Origin of the sequence: Breoghania corrubedonensis (assembly GCF_003053845.1) — a bacterium.
Lineage (GTDB): Bacteria > Pseudomonadota > Alphaproteobacteria > Rhizobiales > Stappiaceae > Breoghania > Breoghania corrubedonensis.
The window spans coordinates 183,089-204,756 of record NZ_QAYG01000004.1 but is presented as its reverse complement, the minus strand read 5'-3'; the positions used below and the strand labels follow the sequence as shown (position 1 = coordinate 204,756).

Sequence of the window (21,668 nt, the reverse complement as noted above, 5' to 3'; positions counted from 1 at the left end):
AACTCTTGCGTTTCAACAGGTACAGCGACGCGTCAGCCCGTGGTTTTCTTGGGGCGGATTTCGCGCAGCAGGAATGCCGGGGTGTGATCGCCAAGCCCGATGACAGGCTTGTCCTTGCCCCCGCGTTCGCCACGATCCCTGCGCTGATCCCTGTTGTCCTGGCCTGAGACGTTGCTCTGTCCGGACTTGTTGGGGGACCTGCCCTGGTCCTGTGGCTTGTTCGGTGAAGACTGGCTCTGTGCCTTGTCGCCGCCGCCGCGCCGCCCGCGCCGGGGCTGCTGTTCCTGGTCGCGGACGCCCGCTTCGCGTGCCGGTTTTTCGGAAGAAGGCGTCACAGGAGCCTCGGCGGTCACGGCTGTTTCCGGCGCCGTTGCCTTGTTGTCGTCCTTGCGTGTGCGGCTGCGCCTCTTGGGAGCTTCGGCTTCCGTCTTCTCGGCTGCCGGCTCGGGCGTATCCGCAGGACGCTTGCGTCCACCGCCGCGACGGCGCGATTTGCGCTCGGCATCGGCGGCGTTGAAATCGATCGGCTCGTTGTGCCAATCGATCTGCTTGCCGATGAGCTTCTCGATCGCTTCGACATGACGGCCACACTCGGGCGTGACGATGGTCATGGCGACACCCTTGCGGCCGGCGCGGCCAGTACGTCCGATGCGGTGGACATAGTCCTCGGCATGCACCGGAACGTCAAAATTGAAGACGTGGCCGACGTCGGGAATGTCGAGACCACGCGCGGCGACATCGCTGGCGACGAGAAGCTTGATCTGGTTGTTTCTGAAGCCTTCCAGCGTCTGCGTGCGCGAGCGCTGATCCATATCGCCGTGCAGCGCGCCAACGTCGAAGCCGTGCTTCAGCAATGAGCGATGGAGCGTCGCCACATCGCGCTTGCGATTGCAGAAGATGATGGCGTTCTTCAGGTCTTCTGCGGCACGGATGAGCTCGCGCAGCGTCTCGCGCTTGTCGTGCGGTGCGGAGCCGGAGGAGACGAGCGACTGCGCCACGGCATCAACGGTGGAGGCTGCGCGGGCGACTTCGATGCGAACCGGGTTCTGCAGGAAGGCCTCGGTCAGGCGCTGGATTTCCGGAGGCATGGTGGCGGAGAAGAACAGCGTCTGGCGCGTGAACGGAATGAGCTTGCAGATCCGCTCGATGTCGGGAATGAAGCCCATGTCGAGCATACGGTCGGCTTCGTCGATGACGAGGATTTCGACGCCTTGCAGCATCAGCTTGCCGCGCTCGACGTGATCAAGAAGGCGGCCTGGCGTGGCAATGAGCACATCCGCGCCACGGTCGATCTTGCGGTCCTGATCGGCAAACGACACGCCGCCGATGAGGAGGGCGACGGTAAGCTTGTGATTGACACCGAGACGATTGAATTCGTCCTCGACCTGGGCGGCAAGCTCGCGCGTCGGCTCAAGGATGAGGGTGCGCGGCATCCGTGCCCTGGCGCGGCCCTTCTCGAGAAGGGTCAGCATCGGCAGGGTGAACGAAGCGGTCTTTCCCGTGCCGGTCTGCGCGATGCCAAGCACATCACGTCGCTCCAGGGCGTGCGGGATCGCTTGCTCCTGAATGGCCGTGGGCTCGGTGTAGCCAGCCGCGGTAACCGCTTCCAGCACCTTTTTGCTCAGTCCGAGATTGGAAAAACTCATGCCTTTTGTATTCACCAGGATATCTTGCGGACGCTTTCACCACAGCGGGATAGCGAGGACCGCTCATGATCGGAGGGATATTGCGCGCACAATACGGCGGAGACGGTACATGTCAATCGCCGCATGAAAAAATCGGCCGTAATACTTCCCGGAATGTTATCGTCGCGCCCGATATGGAAGAGAAAGAAACCATCGCAGGCCGTGGGGCGCAATTCTGTGGCGCAGTTTTACGCGCGCGTTTTTGTCGCCCTTGCTTCTGAAGACGCCTGTCCTTCAGAATAAGACAGACCTCCGCTAAGAACCGGATAGGGCGAAGGCTTTGCGGACGGTCTGTGCGACTCATGCGCGTGTTATTCTCGTCCCGCATTCACGTTGCTGCCCGCCCGTATTCCGATCGTGTTGCGCAAACCGGCCGGCGCGCACCGGACGCCGTTTTGCTCAGATGTCGAGATCGGTTGCGAACTCCGCGTTTTCCTTGATGAAAATGAAGCGGGCTTCCGGCTTGGTGCCCATCAGGCGATCGACTGTCTTTTCCGTCACCTCTTCCTCGTTTGTCGCCACGCGTACCTGCAGGAGCATGCGTTTGGAAGGATCCATGGTGGTCTCCTTGAGCTGCGCGGGCAGCATCTCGCCAAGTCCCTTGAATCGACCGATCTCGATCTTGCCCTTGCTGTTGAACTCGCTCTTGATGAGCTCGTCCTTGTGCGTATCGTCGCGGGCGTAACGGATCTTGTCGCCCTGGGCGATGCGGTAGAGCGGCGGGACGGCGAGATAGAGGTGGCCGTTCTCGATCAGTTTCGGCATCTCGCGGTAGAAGAAGGTGATCAGCAGGGACGCGATGTGGGCGCCGTCCACGTCGGCATCCGTCATCACGATCACGCGATCGTAGCGCAGTTCCTCGTCGCGATAATGGCCGCGCGTGCTCACGCCCAGCGCCTGCATGAGATCGGAAAGTTGCTGGTTGGCAGCCAGTTTCTCGCGTCCGGCATTGGCGACGTTGAGGATCTTGCCACGCAGGGGGAGGATCGCCTGGGTCTTGCGGTTGCGCGCCTGCTTGGCCGAGCCGCCGGCCGAGTCGCCCTCCACGATGAAGATCTCCGTGCCCGCGGCCGACGAGGTCGAACAGTCTGCGAGCTTGCCCGGCAGACGCAGCTTGCGCACGGCGGTCTTGCGCGCGACGTCCTTTTCCTGGCGCCGGCGCAGGCGTTCTTCTGCCCGGTCGATCACCCATTCCAGCAGCTTGTCGGCCTGATGCGGAGAGGCGGTGAGCCAATGGTCGAAGGCATCGCGCACGGCGTTTTCGACAATGCGGCTGGCCTCGCCGGTGGAGAGCTTGTCCTTTGTCTGGCCGACGAATTCCGGCTCGCGGATGAAGACGGACAGCATCCCACCCGCAGACGTCAGCACATCGTCGCCCGTGATCTGCGCCGCGCGCTTGTTGCCGACAAGCTCGCCATAGGCCTTGAGGCCGCGCAACAGCGCCAGACGCAGCCCGGCTTCGTGCGTGCCGCCTTCCGGGGTGGGCACCGTGTTGCAGTAGGAATGCAGGAAGCCGTCGCCCGCAAACCAGACAACCGCCCATTCAACCGAGCCATGGCTGCCGGCCTTGGATGTCTTGCCGGCAAAGATGTCGTCCACGACGCGCTTTTCGCCGGTCAGCCGTTCATCGAGGAAGTCTTTCAGCCCCCCGGGGAAATGGAACGTCGCCTCGGCCGGCGGAGCGTTCTTCTCGCTCAGCAGGCTTTCCGCGCAGCGCCAGCGGATTTCCACACCGCCGAAGAGGTAGGCCTTGGAGCGGGCCATCGTGAACAGCGTGGATGGCTTGAACCGTGCGTTGGCGCCGAAGATCTGCGGGTCGGGGCGAAAGCGCACGGTCGTGCCGCGCCGGTTCTGGATGTCTCCAAGGTGCTCCAGCGGGCCTTGCGCGAGGCCGCGGGCAAAGCGCTGGCGGTAGAGCTTGCGCGAGCGGGCGACTTCAACTTCCAGTTCCTCGGAAAGCGCGTTTACGACCGAGATGCCGACGCCGTGCAGGCCGCCGGAGGTCTCATAGACCTTGCTGTCGAACTTGCCGCCGGCATGCAGCGTGGTCATGATGACCTCCAGCGCCGACTTGTCCTTGAATTTGGGATGCGGATCGACGGGAATGCCGCGGCCGTTGTCGGTCACGGTCAGCATGCCGTTCTCTTCGTAGCGGACATCGATCCAGGTGGCGTGGCCGGCCACGGCCTCGTCCATGGAATTGTCGATGACTTCCGCAAACAGATGATGAAGAGCGCGCTCGTCGGTGCCGCCGATATACATGCCGGGACGTCGGCGAACCGGTTCCAGCCCCTCCAGCACCTCGATGTCGGCAGCGGTATAGCCGTCATCGCCGGACACGGCGCGCGCGGGCGCGGTTTGCCTGGCCGCCGGTTCGGGCGGCCGGGCAGGGGTTGGGGCCGTCGCCGGGCCGCTCGCCGGTGCCGTTGCCTTGCCCGTGGCGGCAGCCTGCCTGCGGCGCGCCCTCGTGGCCGCGACCTCACCCTCCAGCTGCGCGAACAGATCGTCCTTGCCTGCCATTCGTTTCTTCGTACCCGATTTGTTTCGTATGAAAGGCGGCACAACGCCGCTTCTCCGAATCACCACGGATTCTGGCAATTCGGTGCCTTCAACACCAGTGCGATCACTGCTGACTTGCACGCCCTTTCGGGCGCCCTAACCCGACAGAGGTCTTGTTCGCGACATCTGCCACAGGCAAACTTCCGTCCTCGTCGCACGCAATGACCATGCGGAGGACATGATGGCCACCCAACCGCCGACCCTTATCGACACGAACTGGCATGCAGTCGACTTCCGCCTGCCGGCGACAGACGGCAGGACCTACACCTTTACCGATATCGCCGGCGCAAAGGGGACTGTCGTCATCTTCATCTGCAACCATTGTCCTTATGTCAAGGCGGTGATCGATCGCGTCGTGGAAGACGCGCGGAAGCTGGAGGCGGACGGTATTGGCTTTGCCGCGATTTGTTCCAATGATGCCGAGGCCTATCCTGCGGATAGCTTCGCCAACATGGCGGCATTCGCGGCGGAGCATGGCTTTCCGTTTCCTTATCTCCATGACGAGGATCAACTGGTGGCGAGGGCCTATGGCGCCGTCTGCACGCCGGACTATTTCGGCTTTTCAGGCGACAGGTCCCTTCGATATCGCGGGAGGCTCGATGACGGGCGAACGGGGGAGCCGAGCCCGGACGCGCCGCGCGAGTTGCTGGAGGCGATGCGGCTGGTCGCGACGACAGGCGAAGGCCCCGCAGAGCAGGTTCCCTCGATAGGCTGCTCGATCAAGTGGAAGGGATGAGGGGCAAGTGGAAAGGGTGAGGGGCCTTGCGCCCGCTCCAGCTCCCTTGCGCCGCGCACCCTGACGCAGCCACCCGATGACGTCAACTGTGTCGCGCTGAGGGCTCTCGCAAAGCGGCGCGCCCGTGGTCGTTGCGTCACGGGCGCACTCCAGGGTTTGGCATCCAATCCGTTTCCGATCGTCTCGTGGGGCTGGACAGGACCCTTCCGGTTTGCTCAAAGCGTTGCGATGTCGCCCAACCGAGATCCGCGGCGGTGTGAGGCACGCAGGCGCAAAGGAAAACCGGAATGACCAAACGCATCGAAATCGTCCGCCCCGATGACTGGCATCTCCACTTGCGTGACGGCGACATGCTGAAGGCGGTATTGCCTGTCAGTGCGGGACTTTTCGGCAGGGCCATCATCATGCCGAACCTCGTGCCGCCCGTGCGCGATCTCGATGACCTGCGCGCTTATCGCGGGCGCATCGAGGCAGCGCTTCCGGCAGGCAGCCGGTTCCGGGCTCTGATGACGCTCTATCTCACGGAGACGACGGATCCCGCGCACATCACACAAGGAGCGGCGAGCGGAGACCTGACGGCGGTGAAGCTCTACCCGGCCGGCGCGACGACCAATTCCGATGCCGGCGTCAAGGATATCGCCCGGGTCCGTCCCGTGCTCGAGGCGATGCAGGAAGCCGACGTTCCGCTTTTGGTGCACGGCGAGGTCAATGATCCCGATGTCGATATCTTTGATCGGGAAGCTGTCTTCATCGAGCGGGTTCTGACGCCCTTGCGCCGCGACTTTCCGGATCTGCGCATCGTCATGGAACACATCACGACGCAAGAGGGGGCGTCTTTCGTTGGGGAAGCGGACGACAAGCTCGCAGCAACGATCACCCCGCAGCATCTGCTGATCAACCGCAACGACATCTTCCGGGGCGGGATCCGGCCGCACTTCTACTGTCTGCCCATCGCCAAGCGCGAGAACCACAGGCAGGCCCTTCGCAAGGCCGCCACGTCGGGGAGTGCCAAGTTCTTTCTCGGCACGGATTCCGCTCCGCATCCGGTTGGCAACAAGGAGTGCGCCTGCGGCTGCGCCGGCATCTTCAATGCGCCCGTCACGCTTCCCTACCTCGCGCAGGTCTTTGAAGAGGAAGGTGCGCTCGACCGACTGGAAGCCTTCACATCACTGAACGGACCGGCGTTCTACCGGCTTCCCGCCAACGAGGATCGTATCGTCCTCACCCGCTCGGCTCCCGACGAGACGATATTCCGGAATATCGACGCGGGCGCCGATGGACAGGTTGTCGTCTTTCGCCCCGATATTGCGCTGAACTGGTCGGTTGCACCCGCCTGAGCCTCGGCACCGTTTCGGCAGTCTGCCCGTGGCCTCCTTGCTTCGCTGACGCTTACCTCCTCCATTTGAGAGCAAGTCTCCATGTCTTCCATCGCGCAGAAATTCGAAACGCTCAGGACCGACAACGCGCCCGGCCAGGAAGCGCGCCAGCAGGCGGAAAGCCTGGATCGGGTCATGAAGGGGGAAGCGCTTTGCGGGCGCCCGGTCGATTTCTCGCACGGCGATGTCGATGCGTTCGAGCCAACGCCGGGGGCCTTCGAGACCTTCTGCGAAGGCGTGCGCGCGGGCGGCCGGCAGGCCTATACCGAATATCGTGGCAAGGAGGAGATCCGCGAGGCACTCGCTGGCCGGCTGGCGACCTTCACCGGCGCTCCGCTCTCGGGCGCGCAGGAACTGATACTCACGCCGGGGACGCAGGGTGCCCTGTTCCTGGCGATCGCCTCGACGGTTGGCACGGGCGACAAGGTCGCCATCGTGCAGCCGGACTATTTCGCCAATCGCAAGCTCGTGCAGTTCTTCGACGGCGAGATATGCCCCGTGCAGCTCGATTATCTCAGCGGCAACGAGAGGGCGGGGCTCGATCTCAACGAGCTCGAAGACGCGTTCAGGGCCGGGGTTAGGGTCTTCATCTTCTCCAACCCCAGCAACCCGACCGGTGCGATCTATTCACCGCACGAGATCCGCACCATCGCGGAGCTTGCGGACAGATACGGCGTCACCGTTATCGCCGACCAGCTCTATTCCCGCCTTCATTATTCCGATGGTGGCCCGTACACGCATCTGCGGGCGGTGGCGAGTGCTGAAAATGTCGTGACCATCATGGGGCCGTCGAAGACGGAGTCGCTGAGCGGCTACCGTCTCGGCGCCGCATTCGGGCCGGCAGGGATCATCGAGCGGATGGAACGGCTGCAGGCGATCGTCTCGCTGCGCGCGGCCGGCTACAACCAGTCGGTGCTGCGGACATGGCTGGCCGAGCCGGAAGGCTGGCTCGAGGAGCGGATACGCCTGCATCAGAATATCCGCGACGATCTCCTGGCGACATTGCGGGAGGGAGGCGGGATCCGGGTCCGCACGCCGCAGGCCGGCAGCTATCTCTTTGCGAAAATGCCGGAGCTGACTGTTTCCCCCCTCGATTTCGTCCGCATCCTGCGTCATCAGGCGGACGTCATCGTCACGCCGGGGAGCGAGTTCAGCCCCCATGCGCTCGACAGCGTCCGGCTCAATTTCTCGCAGGATCATGCGGCTGCGAAAGCCGCGGTGGAACGCATCGTCGTATTGGCCGACCGCTACCGGAAATGATCGGGAGTGCAAGTCGCGAAACGTCTGTGTCGCTGCGTAACGATCTGCCGTTGAAGGCGCTCTTGTGAGCGCCTTTTCGTGTCAGGCAGGGAGGCGCGCCTCTGGGGCTTGATCGGGTGACTGATCGCATGGCTTTCCGTGAAAGGGCAATTTGACCTCAGGTGGCCAAAAAAGCCGTTCACTTGACACATGAAATCTGTATTGGACGGGCAGATTGGTGGCATTTTGGCGCTATCGGCTGGGTATATTGAGTCCCGCTTCACTCGCTCCCGGAGCGCTCCCTGCAAGACAGAGAAGAGCGGCCTTGCGAGCGGACTTCCAGACAACAAAAGGGGACACTCATGCTTCCTGTCGACACCTCCAATGCGCCCGGCGCGGTCGGGCCCTACAGCCAGGCAATCCGCACCGGCAATCTGCTGTTCGTTTCCGGGCAGTTGCCGATCGATCCCGCAACGGGCGCGTTTGCGCCTGGCGGGGCCGTGGAACAGGCGCGGCAGAGCCTGAAGAACATCGCTGCCATCGCGCAGGCCGCCGGCACGGACATGGCGCGCTGCGTCAAGACCACGGTCCTGTTGACCGATCTCGGCGTCTTCGGTGCGGTGAACGAGGAATACGCGACGTTCTTTCAAGCGCCGTTTCCCGCACGCGCGTGCTACGAGGTCGCGGCGCTTCCAAAGGGCGCTCTGGTCGAGATCGAAGCGGTGTTCGAGGTCTGATCATGCGCCAGTTCATTCCGGCCGACGCGATCGACCTCGCAGCTCCTTCCTTGCCGCCTCATGATGGTGCGTGCCTGCATCTTCCCCAATGCGCGGGGCGCGACTGGGCACGGCAGGCCATCGCGCTGGTCGAGGCCGATGCGAGCCGGTCCGCCGACACACACATGATCACCGCCGGCTTCACGGGCTTGCGCGGGATCTCCGTCTATCTGAAGGACGAAAGCACGCACCCGACCGGCAGCCTGAAGCACCGGCTGGCCCGCTCGCTGATCCTCTACGGGATCTGCAACGGGCTGATCGGGCGCAACACCACGCTGGTGGAGGCGTCGTCGGGGTCCACCGCCGTTTCCGAAGCCTATTTTGCCCGGCTCTTGAAGCTGCCCTTTATCGCGGTCATGACGCGCTCGACATCGTGCAAGAAGATCGAGGCGATCGAGGGCTTCGGCGGAAAGTGCCATCTCGTCGAGAATGCTGGCGACGTCTATGACGCGGCCCGGCGCATCGCGGCGGAGACTGGCGGTCACTATCTCGACCAGTTCACGTTCGCGGAACGGGCGACCGACTGGCGTGGCAACAATATCGCCGAAAGCATCTTCTCCCAGATGCGGCACGAGCCGGATCCAGTGCCGCAATGGGTGGTGATGAGCGCCGGAACGGGCGGGACCTCCGCCACGATCGGCCGTTACATTCGCTATCGGAATTTCAGCACACGGCTTTGTGTCGTCGATGTCGAAAACTCGGTCTTCTACGACAGCTACAAATCCGGCGACAGGAAACTGGTCGGGACGCAGAGTTCCCGTATCGAGGGGATTGGCAGACCGCGTGTCGAGCCTTCCTTCGTGCCGGAGGTGATCGACCACATGCTTCGGGTTCCCGATGCCGCGTCGATCGCCGCCATGCGCGTGCTGGCGCGCCGGTTCTTTCCCGTCGGCGCGTCGACCGGGGCTAATTTCCTTGGGCTGTGCTGGATTGCATCGCTGATGATGGAGGCGGGAGAGGAAGGCTCTCTCGTCACGCTCATCTGCGATCGCGGCGAGCGCTACACCGACACGTACTACAGCGACGACTGGCTGAAGGCCCGGGGCCTGGAGATCGAGCCCTACGAGGTGGCGCTGGAAACCTTCCTCGACGAGGGCAGGTTCGAGAAGCCGTTGGGCGGAAACGGGTTCTCCTTCTGACGCAGCGCAGCCGGCGGCACATGTTGAGCCGTCGGCTGTATGCCGGACAGGTCCTGTGGCGGTCCACTAGAACCGGGGTGGCCGGTTGTCGAAGATCGTTTCCATCGTGAAATAGGATGTGACAGCCTCCAGTTCCATCTTCTCGATGATCTTCTGGTAGACCTGATCGTAGCTGTTCATATCGGACGTGGCGATCTTGAGCAGGTAGTCGTAATTGCCGCTGATCCGGTAGAATCCGACAATCTCCGATATCGATTCAATGTGGGCGCGGAACGTCTTGAGCCAGTCGGAGGAGTGGTTGCGCGTGCGCACCATGACGAAGACCAGGAGCTGCATTCCGACCGCGTCCGGGCGAACGCGCGCGCCATAGCCTTCAATGATCCCGTCGGATTCCAGCGCTTTCAGTCGCCGCCACAAGGCATTTTGCGATAGCCCGACAGCCTCCGCCAGCTCGCGCTGGGACCGCGCTGAATTCTTCTGCAGCTCCCCGAGGATCCGTTGGTCAATTTTGTCGATTTTTGCGCTCATACGTCGATCATATGATCTATTCGAGACCGTTCAATGGGAAAAATCCACATTGGGTCCGCTTGCCGGGTGGTATTGCCGTAGCGGCGTGTAGCGCCTGAGAAGGTTGACTTGCAGAGACCTTGACTTTGGTTAAGGATAAACGTCCCGCTTTGATCGTATCGTGCCGGCTCATCTCGCGTCGAAACGCGTCATGAGCCCTTGGGCCGGTTCTTCCTTATTGCCGAATACGCCGTCGGGACGATGGCGGTTCCCGGGCTTTGCGCGGGGGGCGGGACAATCAGACCCATGTTCGCCGAACAAGTACGCGCCCGACCCGTTCTGCAAGGCCATGCCGCCTCGATCGAGAAACCCGCAGAGTTGCGAAATCGCGGCTGAAAATGACGGATCGGGCCGCGCTATCCGGAGCCTAGTCATGATTGTTCCTCTGAAGCGTCTCCTGGGAGAGGGGTTTCGCGTCTTCTTCCTCGCTGCCGGGCTCTACGGTGTCTTCGCCATTCTTGTTTGGACAGGCTGGCTCGGTATCCACGCCGCCGGTGGCTCGTTCGCCGATGATCCGTTCGCCATGCCGCCACACCTCTGGCATGCGCATGAAATGATTTTCGGCTTCCCCACAGCCGCGCTCGGGGGCTTCTTTCTGACGGCGGTTCCGAACTGGACCGGCGCCAAGGCGGCACGTCATCTTTACATCGGTGCCGCCGCCGCATTATGGCTCGCCGGGCGGATCGCGATCTGGTTCTCCGCGGATCTCTCCCCCGTCTTCGTCGCGGTGGTCGATCTCTCGTTCCTGCCTTTCCTGGGGATGAAGATTGCGACGCAACTGGTGAAGCGCCCAAAGCCCCAGAACATGATGTTCCTGGGACTTCTTGCGATCATCTGGGTGGGTGACTGGATGATCCATCTGGAATGGATCGGTGTCACCGACGATACGGCCTGGGCGGGCTTTCGGGTCGGTCTCTTCGGTATATGTGCCATGATTGCGGTTCTCGGGGGGCGTGTTACGCCGGCCTTCACGCGGAACGCGCTGATGCGCAAGGGACAGGAGACGGCGCTGCCGGTCTCACGCCGGTGGGCGGAGATGACTGGGGTCGGTGGCGCGATCCTGCTGCCTCTGGCGTTGATCGTGGGGATGCCGGAGACCGTGACCGGAGGTATCGCTCTCATGACCGGCGCCGCCCAGATCGTGCGTCTTTCCGGCTGGCGTAGCGTCCACACGCTCGGTGAGCCGATCGTCTGGGCACTGCACGCCGGCTTTGCTCTTCTCGGCACGGGCTATATTCTCTTCGGGCTCGCCGATCTCGGCATTGGCAGCGAGATCGCGGCGCTGCACGTGCTTGGCATTGGCGCGGTCGGCGGTATGACACTGGCCGTCATGAGCCGGGCGGCTCTCGGTCACACCGGACGGCCGCTCGTCGCTCCCCATGCGGTGGCGTTCGCCTATGCGCTGTTGCCGCTCGCCGCGCTTTTGCGCTGGACCGCTTCGTCCCTCGACTTCCAGTGGTACTACCCGGGTATCTTCGTCTCCGGGGCCTTGTGGATAGCGGCTTTCGCGCTCTTCGTCGCGGCCCTTTGGCCGGCGTTCTGGAGCGAGAAACTTAGAAGCGGGGGAGCCTGACAAGGGCGGTTTCGACGGGCCTGGGGACGCGCAATGGGGCGAGGGGCCGCGGGGAATGTCGATGCCGGATCGGGCCCAGTGATCATTCCCGTTGCCTCGCTTTCGTTAGTGAGCGGGCCGCCGGATGAATTGAAAGCCGGCCCATGGCTCGCGCCCCATCGTCAGGCGTTGCGGCTCCATGACAAGGCAGTGTCTTCCCTGACGTATTCGCTCAGGCTGGCAACATCCTTGATCTGTGCCTGGTTGCCCTGGATCGACACGCCGTGCTCTCGCAATCTGACGAATGCACGCGAAAGACTTTCCGGCTTCAGGCCTAGCCGGCCGGCGATAAGCGCCTTGTCGTATGGCAGGATGACGCTGCACGAGCCTTCTGTGCGATCGCACAGGTCCAGCAGGAACTCGGCGACCCGCTGTGCTCCGGTCTGCGCCTTGAGCTGCTCGACCTGAAACACAAGGTTGTGGAGGTGGGCGAATGTCGCGGAAAGGATCGAAACCGCAATCTCGGGCTGGGCGGTGATCATCCGGAGGAAGACGTCCGCCTCGATGCGGATGAGCGTGCAGTCGGTGGCGGCTTCCGCGCTGACGGGATAGACGTCGTTTCTGAACGCGACGGCTTCGCCGAAGCTGCGTCCCTTCGTGAAGACGCCGACGACGACCTCGGCGCCGCTTGGCGCGATGCGGAACAGTTTCACCCAGCCTTCAACCACGATGTATATCGCGGCCGCACGTTCGCCTTGCAGGAAGACCGTCGCTCCGCGCTCGAATTCTCGTGTTCGCGATTCCTTGAGGATAGTGTCGCAGACATCTTCGGGTGCGGACGCGAGCAACAGTGACTTGCGTGCTATCATGTTGTGCTCGTGCTGCATGGCGTTTCCCTCTCGAATTCCGTGCGCAATCCGTTCACAGAGCAGCAAATTTCCGCCTTGGCTCCCTGCCTGTTCGGAATGCTATCCCCAAGGAGAGTACAGGCGGCTGGCCGCCGACACCTGACACGAAATGCGGCATCCGCAGTCCGCAAGGGCGACTTGTCGTGATCAGCGTTGGCGTGAAATGCGTCACGACAGCATTAGTGAGGATGAGGGAGGCTCGCAAGAGGTCACATCATCGCCCGGGGGCTTCACGCGCATGGGCAATGGCAGGGCAGGTGAACGCAGTTCCCTGCTTTCACCGGCTCCAGTTGGGCGGGAGGGAGAACGCCAGAAGCTTCAGGCGGAGAATTCGGTCGGCGTACCGTCCGTGCGGAGGGCGAAGGCCTCGATATCGCGTCTGTCTTTCACAGCCAGACGGAAGTTCCGTTCGCCCATGATGAGCGCAGCGGTTGAAAGACCGTCCGCGAAGGCGGCCCTATCGGTGATCACGCTGACGCCCGACAGATCGGTGCCGGCCGGTCGTCCGGTGCGCGGATCGAGGATATGAAAGGCCTTTCCCGCTTCGTCGAACGTCATGCCGGCAAGGCTCGATGTGGCCACCGAGCGGTTCTTGAGGACGGTCGGCCGCCCCCGCCTGGTCCGGTCGGGCTGCAATGTGACGCGCCAGCCGTCCTGACCGGCATTCCCTGCCCCCAGTGCCGCGATTTCGCCGAGATTGACCAGGACATCCGAATAGCCGCGGGCCTTCAAAAGGGCGGAAACGCGGTCGGTGATGAAGCCTTGAGCGACGCCGTTCAGCGTCAAAGCCATTCCCGGACGCGCGACCTTTATATTCTCCGCATCGAAGAAAACGCCTTCAAAACCGACACACTCCAGGGCCGTGGCAATGTCTCTTTCGCGCGGAAAGCGACCGGTCTCCGAAAAGGAGCGGGCATAGAGGCCCCAAAGCGGCTGAACGGTCGGATCGAAAGCGCCGTCGGTCATCTCGTGCAGCGCGCGTACGGATGCCAGAAGCTCCAGGAATTCCGGTGCGGGATTAAGGACGTGTCCGTCCCGGTTCAAGCACGCCAACTCGCTTTGCGTGTCGTAGAGGCTGAAAATGCGTTCGAGCCGGCGAACGTCGTCAACGACGCGGGAGAGTGTTTCCTCCGCCTCCTGGCGATCAGAATGGTTGAGGATGACCTCGGCGTTCGCTCCGAGCGCAATGCCTTTCCACCGATGAAAATCGTTTCGGGCCACGCTGGCGGACGGAAGCAGGGACGCGCCCGCCGCGGCTGCGGAGATGGTCAGCATTCGGCGGCGGGTCACGTGGGGCAGGATCGGCGAATGGGTCATTTCGACGCCTCGGCAACCTTTTTGTGTGATGTAGCCCGACTGCTCGTGCTCTCTGGCGCTACGTCAAGCACATAGTTGGTCGGAATTTCCGAAAACCTCAGCACGGAGCCGCCATTCTTGTCGGCAAAATCATCCGCGCCATCGCGCGTACCGAAGGGAATGGCTTCCGGGGCACCCATACCCCCGGTCTTGCCGCTGCCGATCACGAACCACGCGTTGTCGGCGTCGATCCAGTTCGTCTTTCCCGGCTCGGCCCAACTCTCCGCATTCTCCATGTCGTTCACGTAGATCGCGACATAGTCCTTGGGCTCCTCCGGCAGTCGCGTGAACGCGACGGCGTCGCGCACTTGGGTGAACCAGATCGGATGCGGATTGCCCGCAAGGTGTATCTGAGCCTTCGGGCCATCGTGTTCGAGAACCGTCATCTGGCAATAGTGGCCAGCGGCATCGAGGGTGAGCTCCACCGGAGCAGGTTTTTCCGCGCTGCTCTCCTGTTTGCAACCGGTCAGCGCCAGCAGGGCGAGCAGCACGGCCGCGGCCACTGCGTTTGGTTTTCGGATCATGGCGTCAGCCTCCGTACGATCGCCGTGGCGAGCGTCAGCATCACTGCGGCAAAGACGAGGAGGGACAGAAGCGCCGCCTCCGGAGGGAAGGGAAGGGTGTCGGATATTCCGGCCATGCCGCCCACGAGATCGCTTGCCCCCAGCGCGGCCAGATTGAAGAGGCGGAACGCGTCGGCGGGATTGGCGAGGATCGCCCAGGGCAGGACCATGCCCGCGAAGGTGTTGCTTGTGTCGGCGACGAGGATCCCGAGCAGGGCGAGATCGTAGAGTACGACCATGACAAGCCAGACGCCGATCGCCAGCGCGGCCGCCGTGCTCGTTTGCCGCGACAGGGCACTCAGGAGATAGCCGAGTGTCAGGAATGCAAAGCCCAGCAAAGCGGAGGTGGCAACGAGACGCGCGAAGTCCATCAGGCTTTGCGCCGAACCGGATCCCAAGGCAAAGAGAAGCGCGGCGGTTGCCCCGTAGCCCACGACGAGCGCCAGGCTCAGCACGAAGAGGTGGCCGAGCGCCTTTCCCGCGAGAAATTCCCCCCGACTGATGGGGCATGAAAAGATCAGCAGCAAGGTGCCCCGGTCGATCTCGCCCGAGACCGCATCGAAGGCCAGAAGAAGAGCGATCAACGGTACGAGATAGACCGACAGCGTCGCCAGGGATGCGACGGTTATGGTCATGCGGTCGACGCCGAGCGTGCCGGCGGGGGCGGAGCCGAGAAGCGCGAGTGCCAGGGAAAAGGCGGCGAGGATCAACGCGGACAACAGGATCCAGCGATTGCGCAGGCCGATGCGGATCTCCTGACCGGTGACGGCGAAAACACGGCTCAGCATGACGACGCCCTCGTTTTGTCGGCGCCGGAGAAGTGGCGATAGATGTCGTCCAAGCTTGGCGGGGTGACATCGACATCGCGCACCAGGGAGCCAAGCGCGGCGATATCGGCGAGTCGCGCGACCTTGTCATTCGGTTCGCAGAACAGTTCGACGGACCGGCCGTTGATCCGGCATCCGCCGAGCCGCGTGGCGATCTCTTCAGCGGTTTCCGTGCTGCCTTGCACCTTGAGGCGGATCGGCAGCCTTGCATTCTGGCGCAGCTCCGCGAGTGTGCCGTTGGCGACCAGCCGCCCCCTGGACAGGATCACGATCCGGTCGGTTCGCGCCTCGATCTCGGTCAAGGCGTGCGAGGAGAGCAGGATCGTTGACCCCGTCGCCGCGATCTCCTCGATGATTTCGTAAAACTGTTGCCGGGAGATAGGGTCGAGGCCGCTTGTCGGCTCGTCGAGCAGAACAAGGCGGGGACGGCCGATCAGCGCCTGTGCGAGCCCCAAGCGTTGACGCATGCCCTTGGAATAGGCGCCCACCCGGCGGCGGCGAGCCTCCGCGAGGCCGACCCGCTCGAGCAGAGCGAGGGCCTTTGTCGGATCCTCGCCCTTGAGCCTTGCGAAAAAGCGCATGACCTCTTCGCCGGTCAGGGCCTTGTGAAATGCCACCGCCTCGGGAAGATAGGCTGTTGCGGCGCGCGCCGCAGCCGAGCCCGGGGGCGCTCCCAGCACCGAAATTGAGCCTCCATCAGGCCTCAGCAGGCCGAGGATCATCTTCAGCAGCGTGGTCTTGCCCGCGCCATTGTGGCCGGCCAGCGCGACACGTTCCCCCGGCTCCAGATCGAAGCCGACTTCATCGACGGCGCGCAGATCCGCGAAAGTCTTCACGACGGCCTGGAGGGAAAGAGGTTTCTCGTTCATCCGTTCACTCCCGCGTTCGGAGGTGTCACCTCGGGAGGGCGCATAAGCGGGGCGGTATCCACGACACCGCCGGGCAGAAGGGCGGGGAACTGCGACTGCGTCCAGCGCAGGAGTTGCACCGCGGGGCTGCCGACAAGCAGCTTGGCTGCCGGCTGTGTCCATAGAATCTGGTCGATCATGTCATTGGGCCGGAAGGCGGTGTCGGCTATGCCGTCGCCATTGGTGTCGAAGGCGGCGTGGTCGCTCCAGTAGTTGCCGCGACCGGCCTTGCTCCAGTCGAGATTGCGACTGCCGACGTATTTCACCTGGGTCTGGTTGGCGATGAAAGCGTTGTCGGAAAAGGTGTTGCGCTCGGAACCCGCGGTAAAATGGATGCCGATGATGCAATGTTCGAAACGGTTGCCTGACACCTGGTTCTTGTTGGAATTATACATGAAGAGGCACTTTTCCCCGCCATTGCGCACCAGGTTCCCGGTGATGACGGCGTTGTTCGCGAAGTTCAGCATCAGGCCGTGATTGCGATCGCCGATGGAGGCGTTGTCGCGCACAACCAGTCCGTCGGAGAACATCAGCGCGTAGCCGATGTCATTGCCCGTGGAGAGATTGCCTATGATCTCGCCGTCGTTGCCGTACATGTAGTGGACGGCGAAACGCAGGTTCTCGAACCGGTTGCCCCTGAAGGTGTCCTTGTGGCTGGTGTTCACGAAGACACCGTCTCGGCCGTGGCGGATCGTGTTGTATTCGGCCACGAGTCCGGGTGCATTCCAGACATAAAGACCGTTGCCACGCTCGTTGACCCGCAGATCCTGTCGCCCCTCGATGAGGTTGCGCGCCACGTGAGCATCGTGCGCTCCATGCACATCGACGCCGACGAGGTTGTTCAGTATGCGATTGTCGCGAACCTCCGCCCGGGTCGCCTTTTGCGTGAGCTTGACACCGGCGTCGAGCGTTTCCAGCGATAGGCCGGATCCGGTCAGCGTCAGCCCGATGATCGCTGAATCCGGTGCATCGATGGTCACGACACTGCCGCTGCCACCGCCGTCGATCCGTGCGCCGTCCACTCCCGCGAGCGTCAGAGGCTTGTCGAGGACGATAGGTCCCTGATGGAGGCCTGGCTGAAGCCGGAGGACATCTCCGGCTTCAGCCTTTTCGATTGCCGAAATGAGCGCGCCCGCCCGGGCCTGCACGACGCGTTCGGCCGCATCCGCCGGACCGGGGCCGGCGAAGGACGTCAGAACAAGCGCGATTGCGGCTAGGACGGGCGCGCGCATCATGGTCAGGCCGACTTCGGTTCGACGAGCATCCGGCCGCGCATTTCCATGTGCAGCGCGTGACAGAACCACTGGCAGTAGAACCAATGGACGCCCGGCCTGTCGGCGGTGAACGTCACCGAGGCCGTTGCCTGAGGGGCAACTTCCATGGCGACACCGTAGTTCGAAATGGTGAAGCCGTGGGTGAGGTCGTCGATGTCATCGATGTTGGTGATGTAAACGGTGACCTCGTCGCCTTCCTTGACGGTGAACTTTTCCAGACTGAAGGTCGGCGCGGTGGAGTACATGTACACCCGCACCTTGTTGCCGTCGCGGATCACATCGGCTGCGTCCTCAAGTTCGATGCCGTCGGCCTTGGCCTGCTCGACCGCGTCGGCGAACATCGGATCGTCGCGCTTCCAGATGCTGACCGGATTGACGACCGAGGACTTGACCAGGATGACGTCATGCGGCTCGGCGAAGGCCGGCCCGTCGTGCACGATCTTCATCGCATCGGACGAGATGTCGATCAGCTGCTCGTTTTCAGGTTTCAGAGGACCGACATTGAGGAACCGGTCCTTTGAGAACTTGTTGAGCGTGATAAGCCACTTGCCGTCAGCTTCCTTGGTTTCGCCCATGGTCGTGTGGTTGTGGCCCGGCTGATAGTGCACATCGACCTTCGATATGATCGGGTCGATTTTCTCGCCGGCATAGGCGCGCACGGCCTTGTCGATGTCCCACTTGACGATCTGGCTGTCGAGGAACAGCGTGGTGTAGGCCATGCCCTTGCCGTCGAAGGCGGTGTGGAGCGGGCCGAGGCCGAGCTGCGGTTCGGCGACCACGGCCGAGCGCGGATCGGCATCGGTCTCAAACAGCGCGTCGAGTTTCTCGACATCGATCACCGAGCAAGTCGGCGACAGCTTGCCGTTGACCACGACGTGCTTCTGGTCCGGCGCCGTATTGATGCCGTGTGGGCTGTTGGGGATCGGAATGTAGCGGGTGTACTTCTTGTTCTGGCCCTTGCGGCCGTCGATAATCTTGACGCCGTTCAGTTCCTGAAAGTCGCCCGCCTCGATGCCCTTTTCGATCTCCTTCAGATTGAAGACCACGACGTGGTCCATCTCGTTCGCCGTCATCTCCGCAAGGTTCATGCCCATTTCGGAGTTGTAGCTGGTGGAGAAGGCATACTTGCCCTGATAGTCGCAATCGGTATTGTCGAGGTTGCCCGACACGATCACCTGCCACGCGACCTTCATCTCGTCACCGTCGATGGCGGTGAAGATGTTGACGTATTTCGACGGCTCATCGAGGATCTTGCCGTCGTTGACGAGCGGGGCCTCGTGCTCGGAATTGGCGAAGACGTAGCCGGTGCGCGGATATTTCTGCGGGCGCATGCCGTGGATGTCGTGCGCGTTCGGGATCTCGAGGATCTTGTCGCACTTCATCACGTCGCAGCGCACGCGCGCCACGCGCGTGTTGGCCTTGTCGTTCATGAAGAGATAGCGCCCGTCATAGGTGCCATCGGTGAATGACATGTGCGGATGGTGCAGGTCGCCGTTGTCGTAGGTCACCTTGTTGCGGGCCGCGAGGAACTTCTTGGTTTCCTCCGTCAGTCCTTCGGTCAGGATCTTCAGGGACTCGTTGGTCTGCCCCCAGCCCGTTGCCGAGCAGCGGTTGAAAACCGGGACGCGCACAAGTTCGCGCATCGACGGAATGCCGAGGATGCGCATCTCGCCGGTCTGGCCGGACGACCAGAAGCCGTAATATTCGTCGAGTTCGCCGGGGGCGAGTTCGAACTTTGCGCCTTCCGCGGCATTGGCGGTGCCGACACCCGTCGCGCCTCCCAGCGCCAACGCGCCCATGCCGCCGACGAGCGCCGCTCCGGCCGTTCCGCTGAACAGGTCTCGGCGTGAAACGCCGGACTTCTCTGACTTGTCTTGCATTGCCTCTCTCCTTGGCTTTTGCAGGTCATTCGGCCGGGGCCGGCGCATTGCTGGCGGCATCCGGTTTCACAAGTCCGGTCTGCACCTCGAACCGCCTTCTCTTGGCGGCCTTCTTTATGCAAACGGGACATTTCTGATCGTGCTGGTAGAGCACCTGGCAGTGCAGGCAATTCAGGCACTCGTTGGCATTGATGTTGCCTTCCGGGTGAATGGCCTGAACCATGCATTCCTTGGCGCAGCGCTGGCAGGGATTGCCGCATTCGCGGTAGCGCTTGAGCCAATCGAACATGCGAAGGCGGGCGGGAATGGCGAGCGCAGCGCCCAGGGGGCAGAGATAGCGGCAGTAGAACCGCTCCACGAACAGGCCCGCTGCGAGCAGGACGACGACGAAGGTGACGAACGGCCAGGCGCGCTGGAATTTCAGGATGATCGCCGTCTTGAAGGGCTCGACCTCCGCATAGTGCTCGGCGACGTCGAGCGAGTAGAGCGACAATCCGAACAGCGCCAGGAAGATCATGTATTTCAGCGGCCATAGTCGCTCGTGAAGGCCCCACGGAAGTTCCCATTGCGGGATGCGGCAAAGCTTGGCGAGGCGGTTGGTGAGCTCCTGCAGGGCACCGAAGGGGCAGAGCCACCCGCAATAGGCGCCACGGCCCCAGAAGAGCAGCGCGGCGGCGACCGAGAACCACAGCAGGAACACCAACGGGTCCATCAGGAACGCGTCCCAGCTGAAATGCGTGGTGACAGAGGAAAAGAAGGCCAGCACGTTCACCACGGAAAGCTGGGCGTTCTGCATCCAGCCAAGCCAGACGAGCGTGAAAACCAGGAACGCAATGCGGAACCAGAAGGTGAAGCGTTCGTGTCGGGTGACCTGCATCTGGAAGAAGAACACGAGCGTCAGCAGGCCGATCGCGCTGGCCAGGATGGCCACGTCGACCTTGCGGTCTTTCCAGATCCGCATCCACAGCGCCTGAGCGGCGGCCTTGTCTTCGTCGGACGTGGCCGCGAATGAAGAGGCGGGTTGCCCTGTATCACCTGCCTGGGCGGCGGGAGCGATCGTCTTGAGATAGCCTTGCGGGAGCTGATAGCCGAGGTCGAACGTCAGGAAGGCCTTGTCGATTGCGCCGATCGCACGTTGAACGAGAAGCTGCAGGCGGAAGTCCTTGACGGGACTGAACCCGGAGTCGGCCGGAATGACGAACAGGTCCATCTCGGTGAACGCGGGAGCGCCATCCGCCACGATCTGGCTGATACGGGCGTGCTGACGGTCATGAAAGCGAACCGCGACGTCGTCCTGAATGAGGTGGATTCGGTCAAAGATACCGCCACGTACATAACCGGAACCCTTGAACGAATAGCGCCCACGTCCCATCACCGCGATGGCGTGGTCTCCTTCCTTCAGGCGTGACATGAGATTCCGGTAGTCGGCCTCGCCCAGCAGGGACAACCCGATGGATGGCACGTCGACAAGTGCGAGATACATGTCGATATACGTATCGGTATCGGGGCCGGGTTCGGGCCGCGCGATCGCTTTGGGATCGCCTTGCGCTCGGAAGGCCTCGTTGATCTGGGCGACATCAACTGAAAGGCGTCGTACGGATCCGTCGCCGGTGAGCGTCTGCCAGTCGGAAATCTCGCGCTTGTCTGGATCCACGATCTTCACCGGTCCGGCGGCGATTGTCTTTTCCTTCAGTCCGCCCAACCCGAGCGCACGCGCGACCTTGAGCCCCGAGCGTACGATGGAATCGTCGATCACCATGATCGTGACGGTCGCACCGGAGATAATGTCGAGGTCGTGAGCAGACCCGCCCGCAGCGGCCTCCGCCTTGAGGTCGAGACCCGCGTATTTCGCGGTCACGGCCTTGATCTTGCTGTCCGGAATGCCAATCAGCACGATCGGTTCGGAGTGCTTGACGAGCCGCACGCCCGTCAAGACCGCATCCTGATCGATACCAACGAGGGTATGGATGGGTTTGCCGGAGTAGCCGGTCGTGGACACGAAGTCGGAGGTGAGAAAGACCCAACCGACGACCGTGCCACCCTTCAGCGCCGGAACGACCGGTATATCTGTCCGGATCTGGCCATAGGAATCGGCCCCCGGCACAATGTCTCCAACCGGAACCTTGTCCGTATAGGAACCGATGAGAGGCGCCGTGTATCCCGGAGAAACCCCAATCGCGAAGAGGGAAAAAACCATGGATGAAACGGCTAGGAGGTACCGAAATATTGAGAAAAGCACGGCGATCTCCGGGCATCGATTTTTCATTATCGTAGAGTATATTTATTATGTCGTTGTGTCTATTCCTTGACTTTGGTCAAGAGA

At 62.5% G+C, this 21,668-nt stretch carries 17 protein-coding genes; 6 read left to right on the top strand and 11 right to left on the bottom strand.

What is annotated here, in order from left to right; genetic code table 11:
- Positions 1–32 precede the first annotated feature (32 nt).
- Entirely contained in the window at positions 33–1,646 is a 1,614-nt protein-coding gene (locus C8N35_RS13145; RefSeq protein WP_107990160.1) for a DEAD/DEAH box helicase, read from the bottom strand.
- 438 nt (positions 1,647–2,084) lie between these two features.
- Positions 2,085–4,205, bottom strand: a complete 2,121-nt coding sequence (gene parE, locus C8N35_RS13140; RefSeq protein ID WP_107990159.1) for a DNA topoisomerase IV subunit B — start codon at positions 4,203–4,205, stop codon at positions 2,085–2,087.
- Between the two features lie 220 nt (positions 4,206–4,425).
- Between parE and C8N35_RS13135 the strand changes: the two genes are divergently transcribed.
- The 5 genes from C8N35_RS13135 (at position 4,426) to C8N35_RS13115 (ending at position 9,510) form a co-directional block, all read left to right on the top strand.
- The gene (locus tag C8N35_RS13135) at positions 4,426–4,980 is read left to right on the top strand and encodes a thioredoxin family protein (RefSeq protein WP_107990158.1); all 555 of its coding nucleotides are present in this window, start codon (positions 4,426–4,428) and stop codon (positions 4,978–4,980) included.
- A 287-nt stretch (positions 4,981–5,267) separates the two neighbouring features.
- The gene (gene pyrC, locus C8N35_RS13130; protein WP_107990157.1) at positions 5,268–6,317 is read left to right on the top strand and encodes a dihydroorotase; all 1,050 of its coding nucleotides are present in this window, start codon (positions 5,268–5,270) and stop codon (positions 6,315–6,317) included.
- An 81-nt stretch (positions 6,318–6,398) separates the two neighbouring features.
- Complete coding sequence (locus C8N35_RS13125) at positions 6,399–7,616, top strand: pyridoxal phosphate-dependent aminotransferase (RefSeq protein ID WP_107990156.1); 1,218 nt, start codon at positions 6,399–6,401, stop codon at positions 7,614–7,616.
- A gap of 341 nt (positions 7,617–7,957) precedes the next feature.
- Complete coding sequence (locus C8N35_RS13120; RefSeq protein WP_107990155.1) at positions 7,958–8,332, top strand: RidA family protein; 375 nt, start codon at positions 7,958–7,960, stop codon at positions 8,330–8,332.
- 2 nt (positions 8,333–8,334) lie between these two features.
- Positions 8,335–9,510 carry a PLP-dependent cysteine synthase family protein gene (locus tag C8N35_RS13115; RefSeq protein WP_107990154.1) on the top strand — a complete coding sequence of 392 codons (1,176 nt, stop codon included), beginning with the start codon at positions 8,335–8,337 and terminating at the stop codon, positions 9,508–9,510.
- A 66-nt stretch (positions 9,511–9,576) separates the two neighbouring features.
- Here the strand turns inward: C8N35_RS13115 and C8N35_RS13110 are convergent, their stop codons facing one another.
- Positions 9,577–10,038, bottom strand: a complete 462-nt coding sequence (locus tag C8N35_RS13110) for an Lrp/AsnC family transcriptional regulator (RefSeq protein WP_107990153.1) — start codon at positions 10,036–10,038, stop codon at positions 9,577–9,579.
- A 412-nt stretch (positions 10,039–10,450) separates the two neighbouring features.
- Between C8N35_RS13110 and C8N35_RS13105 the strand changes: the two genes are divergently transcribed.
- Positions 10,451–11,650: an NnrS family protein gene (locus tag C8N35_RS13105; RefSeq protein ID WP_107990152.1), complete on the top strand. Its 1,200-nt coding sequence runs from the start codon at positions 10,451–10,453 to the stop codon at positions 11,648–11,650.
- Positions 11,651–11,811: 161 nt separating this feature from the next.
- On the opposite strand, the gene C8N35_RS13100 is transcribed toward C8N35_RS13105, so the two are convergent.
- The 8 genes from C8N35_RS13100 to C8N35_RS13065 form a co-directional block, all read right to left on the bottom strand.
- On the bottom strand, positions 11,812–12,498 hold the full coding sequence (locus C8N35_RS13100) for a Crp/Fnr family transcriptional regulator (RefSeq protein WP_210203515.1): 687 nt from the start codon (positions 12,496–12,498) through the stop codon (positions 11,812–11,814).
- A gap of 357 nt (positions 12,499–12,855) precedes the next feature.
- Complete coding sequence (locus tag C8N35_RS13095; protein ID WP_107990150.1) at positions 12,856–13,854, bottom strand: FAD:protein FMN transferase; 999 nt, start codon at positions 13,852–13,854, stop codon at positions 12,856–12,858.
- Positions 13,851–14,417, bottom strand: a complete 567-nt coding sequence (locus C8N35_RS13090) for a nitrous oxide reductase accessory protein NosL (RefSeq protein WP_107990149.1) — start codon at positions 14,415–14,417, stop codon at positions 13,851–13,853. The genes C8N35_RS13095 and C8N35_RS13090 overlap by 4 nt, the downstream gene beginning before the upstream one ends.
- Positions 14,414–15,244: an ABC transporter permease gene (locus C8N35_RS13085; RefSeq protein WP_107990148.1), complete on the bottom strand. Its 831-nt coding sequence runs from the start codon at positions 15,242–15,244 to the stop codon at positions 14,414–14,416. Before C8N35_RS13085 ends, C8N35_RS13090 begins: the two co-directional genes overlap by 4 nt.
- On the bottom strand, positions 15,238–16,152 hold the full coding sequence (locus C8N35_RS13080; RefSeq protein ID WP_107990147.1) for an ABC transporter ATP-binding protein: 915 nt from the start codon (positions 16,150–16,152) through the stop codon (positions 15,238–15,240). The genes C8N35_RS13085 and C8N35_RS13080 overlap by 7 nt, the downstream gene beginning before the upstream one ends.
- On the bottom strand, positions 16,149–17,426 hold the full coding sequence (locus tag C8N35_RS13075) for a nitrous oxide reductase family maturation protein NosD (protein WP_210203514.1): 1,278 nt from the start codon (positions 17,424–17,426) through the stop codon (positions 16,149–16,151). The genes C8N35_RS13080 and C8N35_RS13075 overlap by 4 nt, the downstream gene beginning before the upstream one ends.
- 2 nt (positions 17,427–17,428) lie before the next feature.
- Positions 17,429–19,345, bottom strand: coding sequence for a TAT-dependent nitrous-oxide reductase (nosZ, locus tag C8N35_RS13070; RefSeq protein ID WP_107990146.1), 1,917 nt, complete (start codon positions 19,343–19,345; stop codon positions 17,429–17,431).
- A 25-nt stretch (positions 19,346–19,370) separates the two neighbouring features.
- A complete protein-coding gene (locus C8N35_RS13065; protein WP_245926782.1) occupies positions 19,371–21,449 on the bottom strand; it encodes a NosR/NirI family protein in 2,079 nt (692 codons plus the stop codon).
- Positions 21,450–21,668 lie beyond the last annotated feature (219 nt).

Bases quoted from the DNA above. Each gene is read 5' to 3' on its own strand.
- C8N35_RS13110 (WP_107990153.1), bottom strand. From the start codon at position 10,038: ATGAGCGCAAAAATCGACAAAATTGACCAACGGATCCTCGGGGAGCTG.
- C8N35_RS13125 (WP_107990156.1), top strand. From the start codon at position 6,399: ATGTCTTCCATCGCGCAGAAATTCGAAACGCTCAGGACCGACAACGCG.
- C8N35_RS13115 (WP_107990154.1), top strand. From the start codon at position 8,335: ATGCGCCAGTTCATTCCGGCCGACGCGATCGACCTCGCAGCTCCTTCC.
- parE (WP_107990159.1), bottom strand. From the start codon at position 4,205: ATGGCAGGCAAGGACGATCTGTTCGCGCAGCTGGAGGGTGAGGTCGCG.
- pyrC (WP_107990157.1), top strand. From the start codon at position 5,268: ATGACCAAACGCATCGAAATCGTCCGCCCCGATGACTGGCATCTCCAC.
- C8N35_RS13080 (WP_107990147.1), bottom strand. From the start codon at position 16,152: ATGAACGAGAAACCTCTTTCCCTCCAGGCCGTCGTGAAGACTTTCGCG.
- C8N35_RS13120 (WP_107990155.1), top strand. From the start codon at position 7,958: ATGCTTCCTGTCGACACCTCCAATGCGCCCGGCGCGGTCGGGCCCTAC.
- C8N35_RS13145 (WP_107990160.1), bottom strand. From the start codon at position 1,646: ATGAGTTTTTCCAATCTCGGACTGAGCAAAAAGGTGCTGGAAGCGGTT.
- C8N35_RS13090 (WP_107990149.1), bottom strand. From the start codon at position 14,417: ATGATCCGAAAACCAAACGCAGTGGCCGCGGCCGTGCTGCTCGCCCTG.
- nosZ (WP_107990146.1), bottom strand. From the start codon at position 19,345: ATGCAAGACAAGTCAGAGAAGTCCGGCGTTTCACGCCGAGACCTGTTC.
- C8N35_RS13100 (WP_210203515.1), bottom strand. From the start codon at position 12,498: ATGATAGCACGCAAGTCACTGTTGCTCGCGTCCGCACCCGAAGATGTC.
- C8N35_RS13095 (WP_107990150.1), bottom strand. From the start codon at position 13,854: ATGACCCATTCGCCGATCCTGCCCCACGTGACCCGCCGCCGAATGCTG.
- C8N35_RS13085 (WP_107990148.1), bottom strand. From the start codon at position 15,244: ATGCTGAGCCGTGTTTTCGCCGTCACCGGTCAGGAGATCCGCATCGGC.
- C8N35_RS13135 (WP_107990158.1), top strand. From the start codon at position 4,426: ATGGCCACCCAACCGCCGACCCTTATCGACACGAACTGGCATGCAGTC.
- C8N35_RS13105 (WP_107990152.1), top strand. From the start codon at position 10,451: ATGATTGTTCCTCTGAAGCGTCTCCTGGGAGAGGGGTTTCGCGTCTTC.
- C8N35_RS13075 (WP_210203514.1), bottom strand. From the start codon at position 17,426: ATGATGCGCGCGCCCGTCCTAGCCGCAATCGCGCTTGTTCTGACGTCC.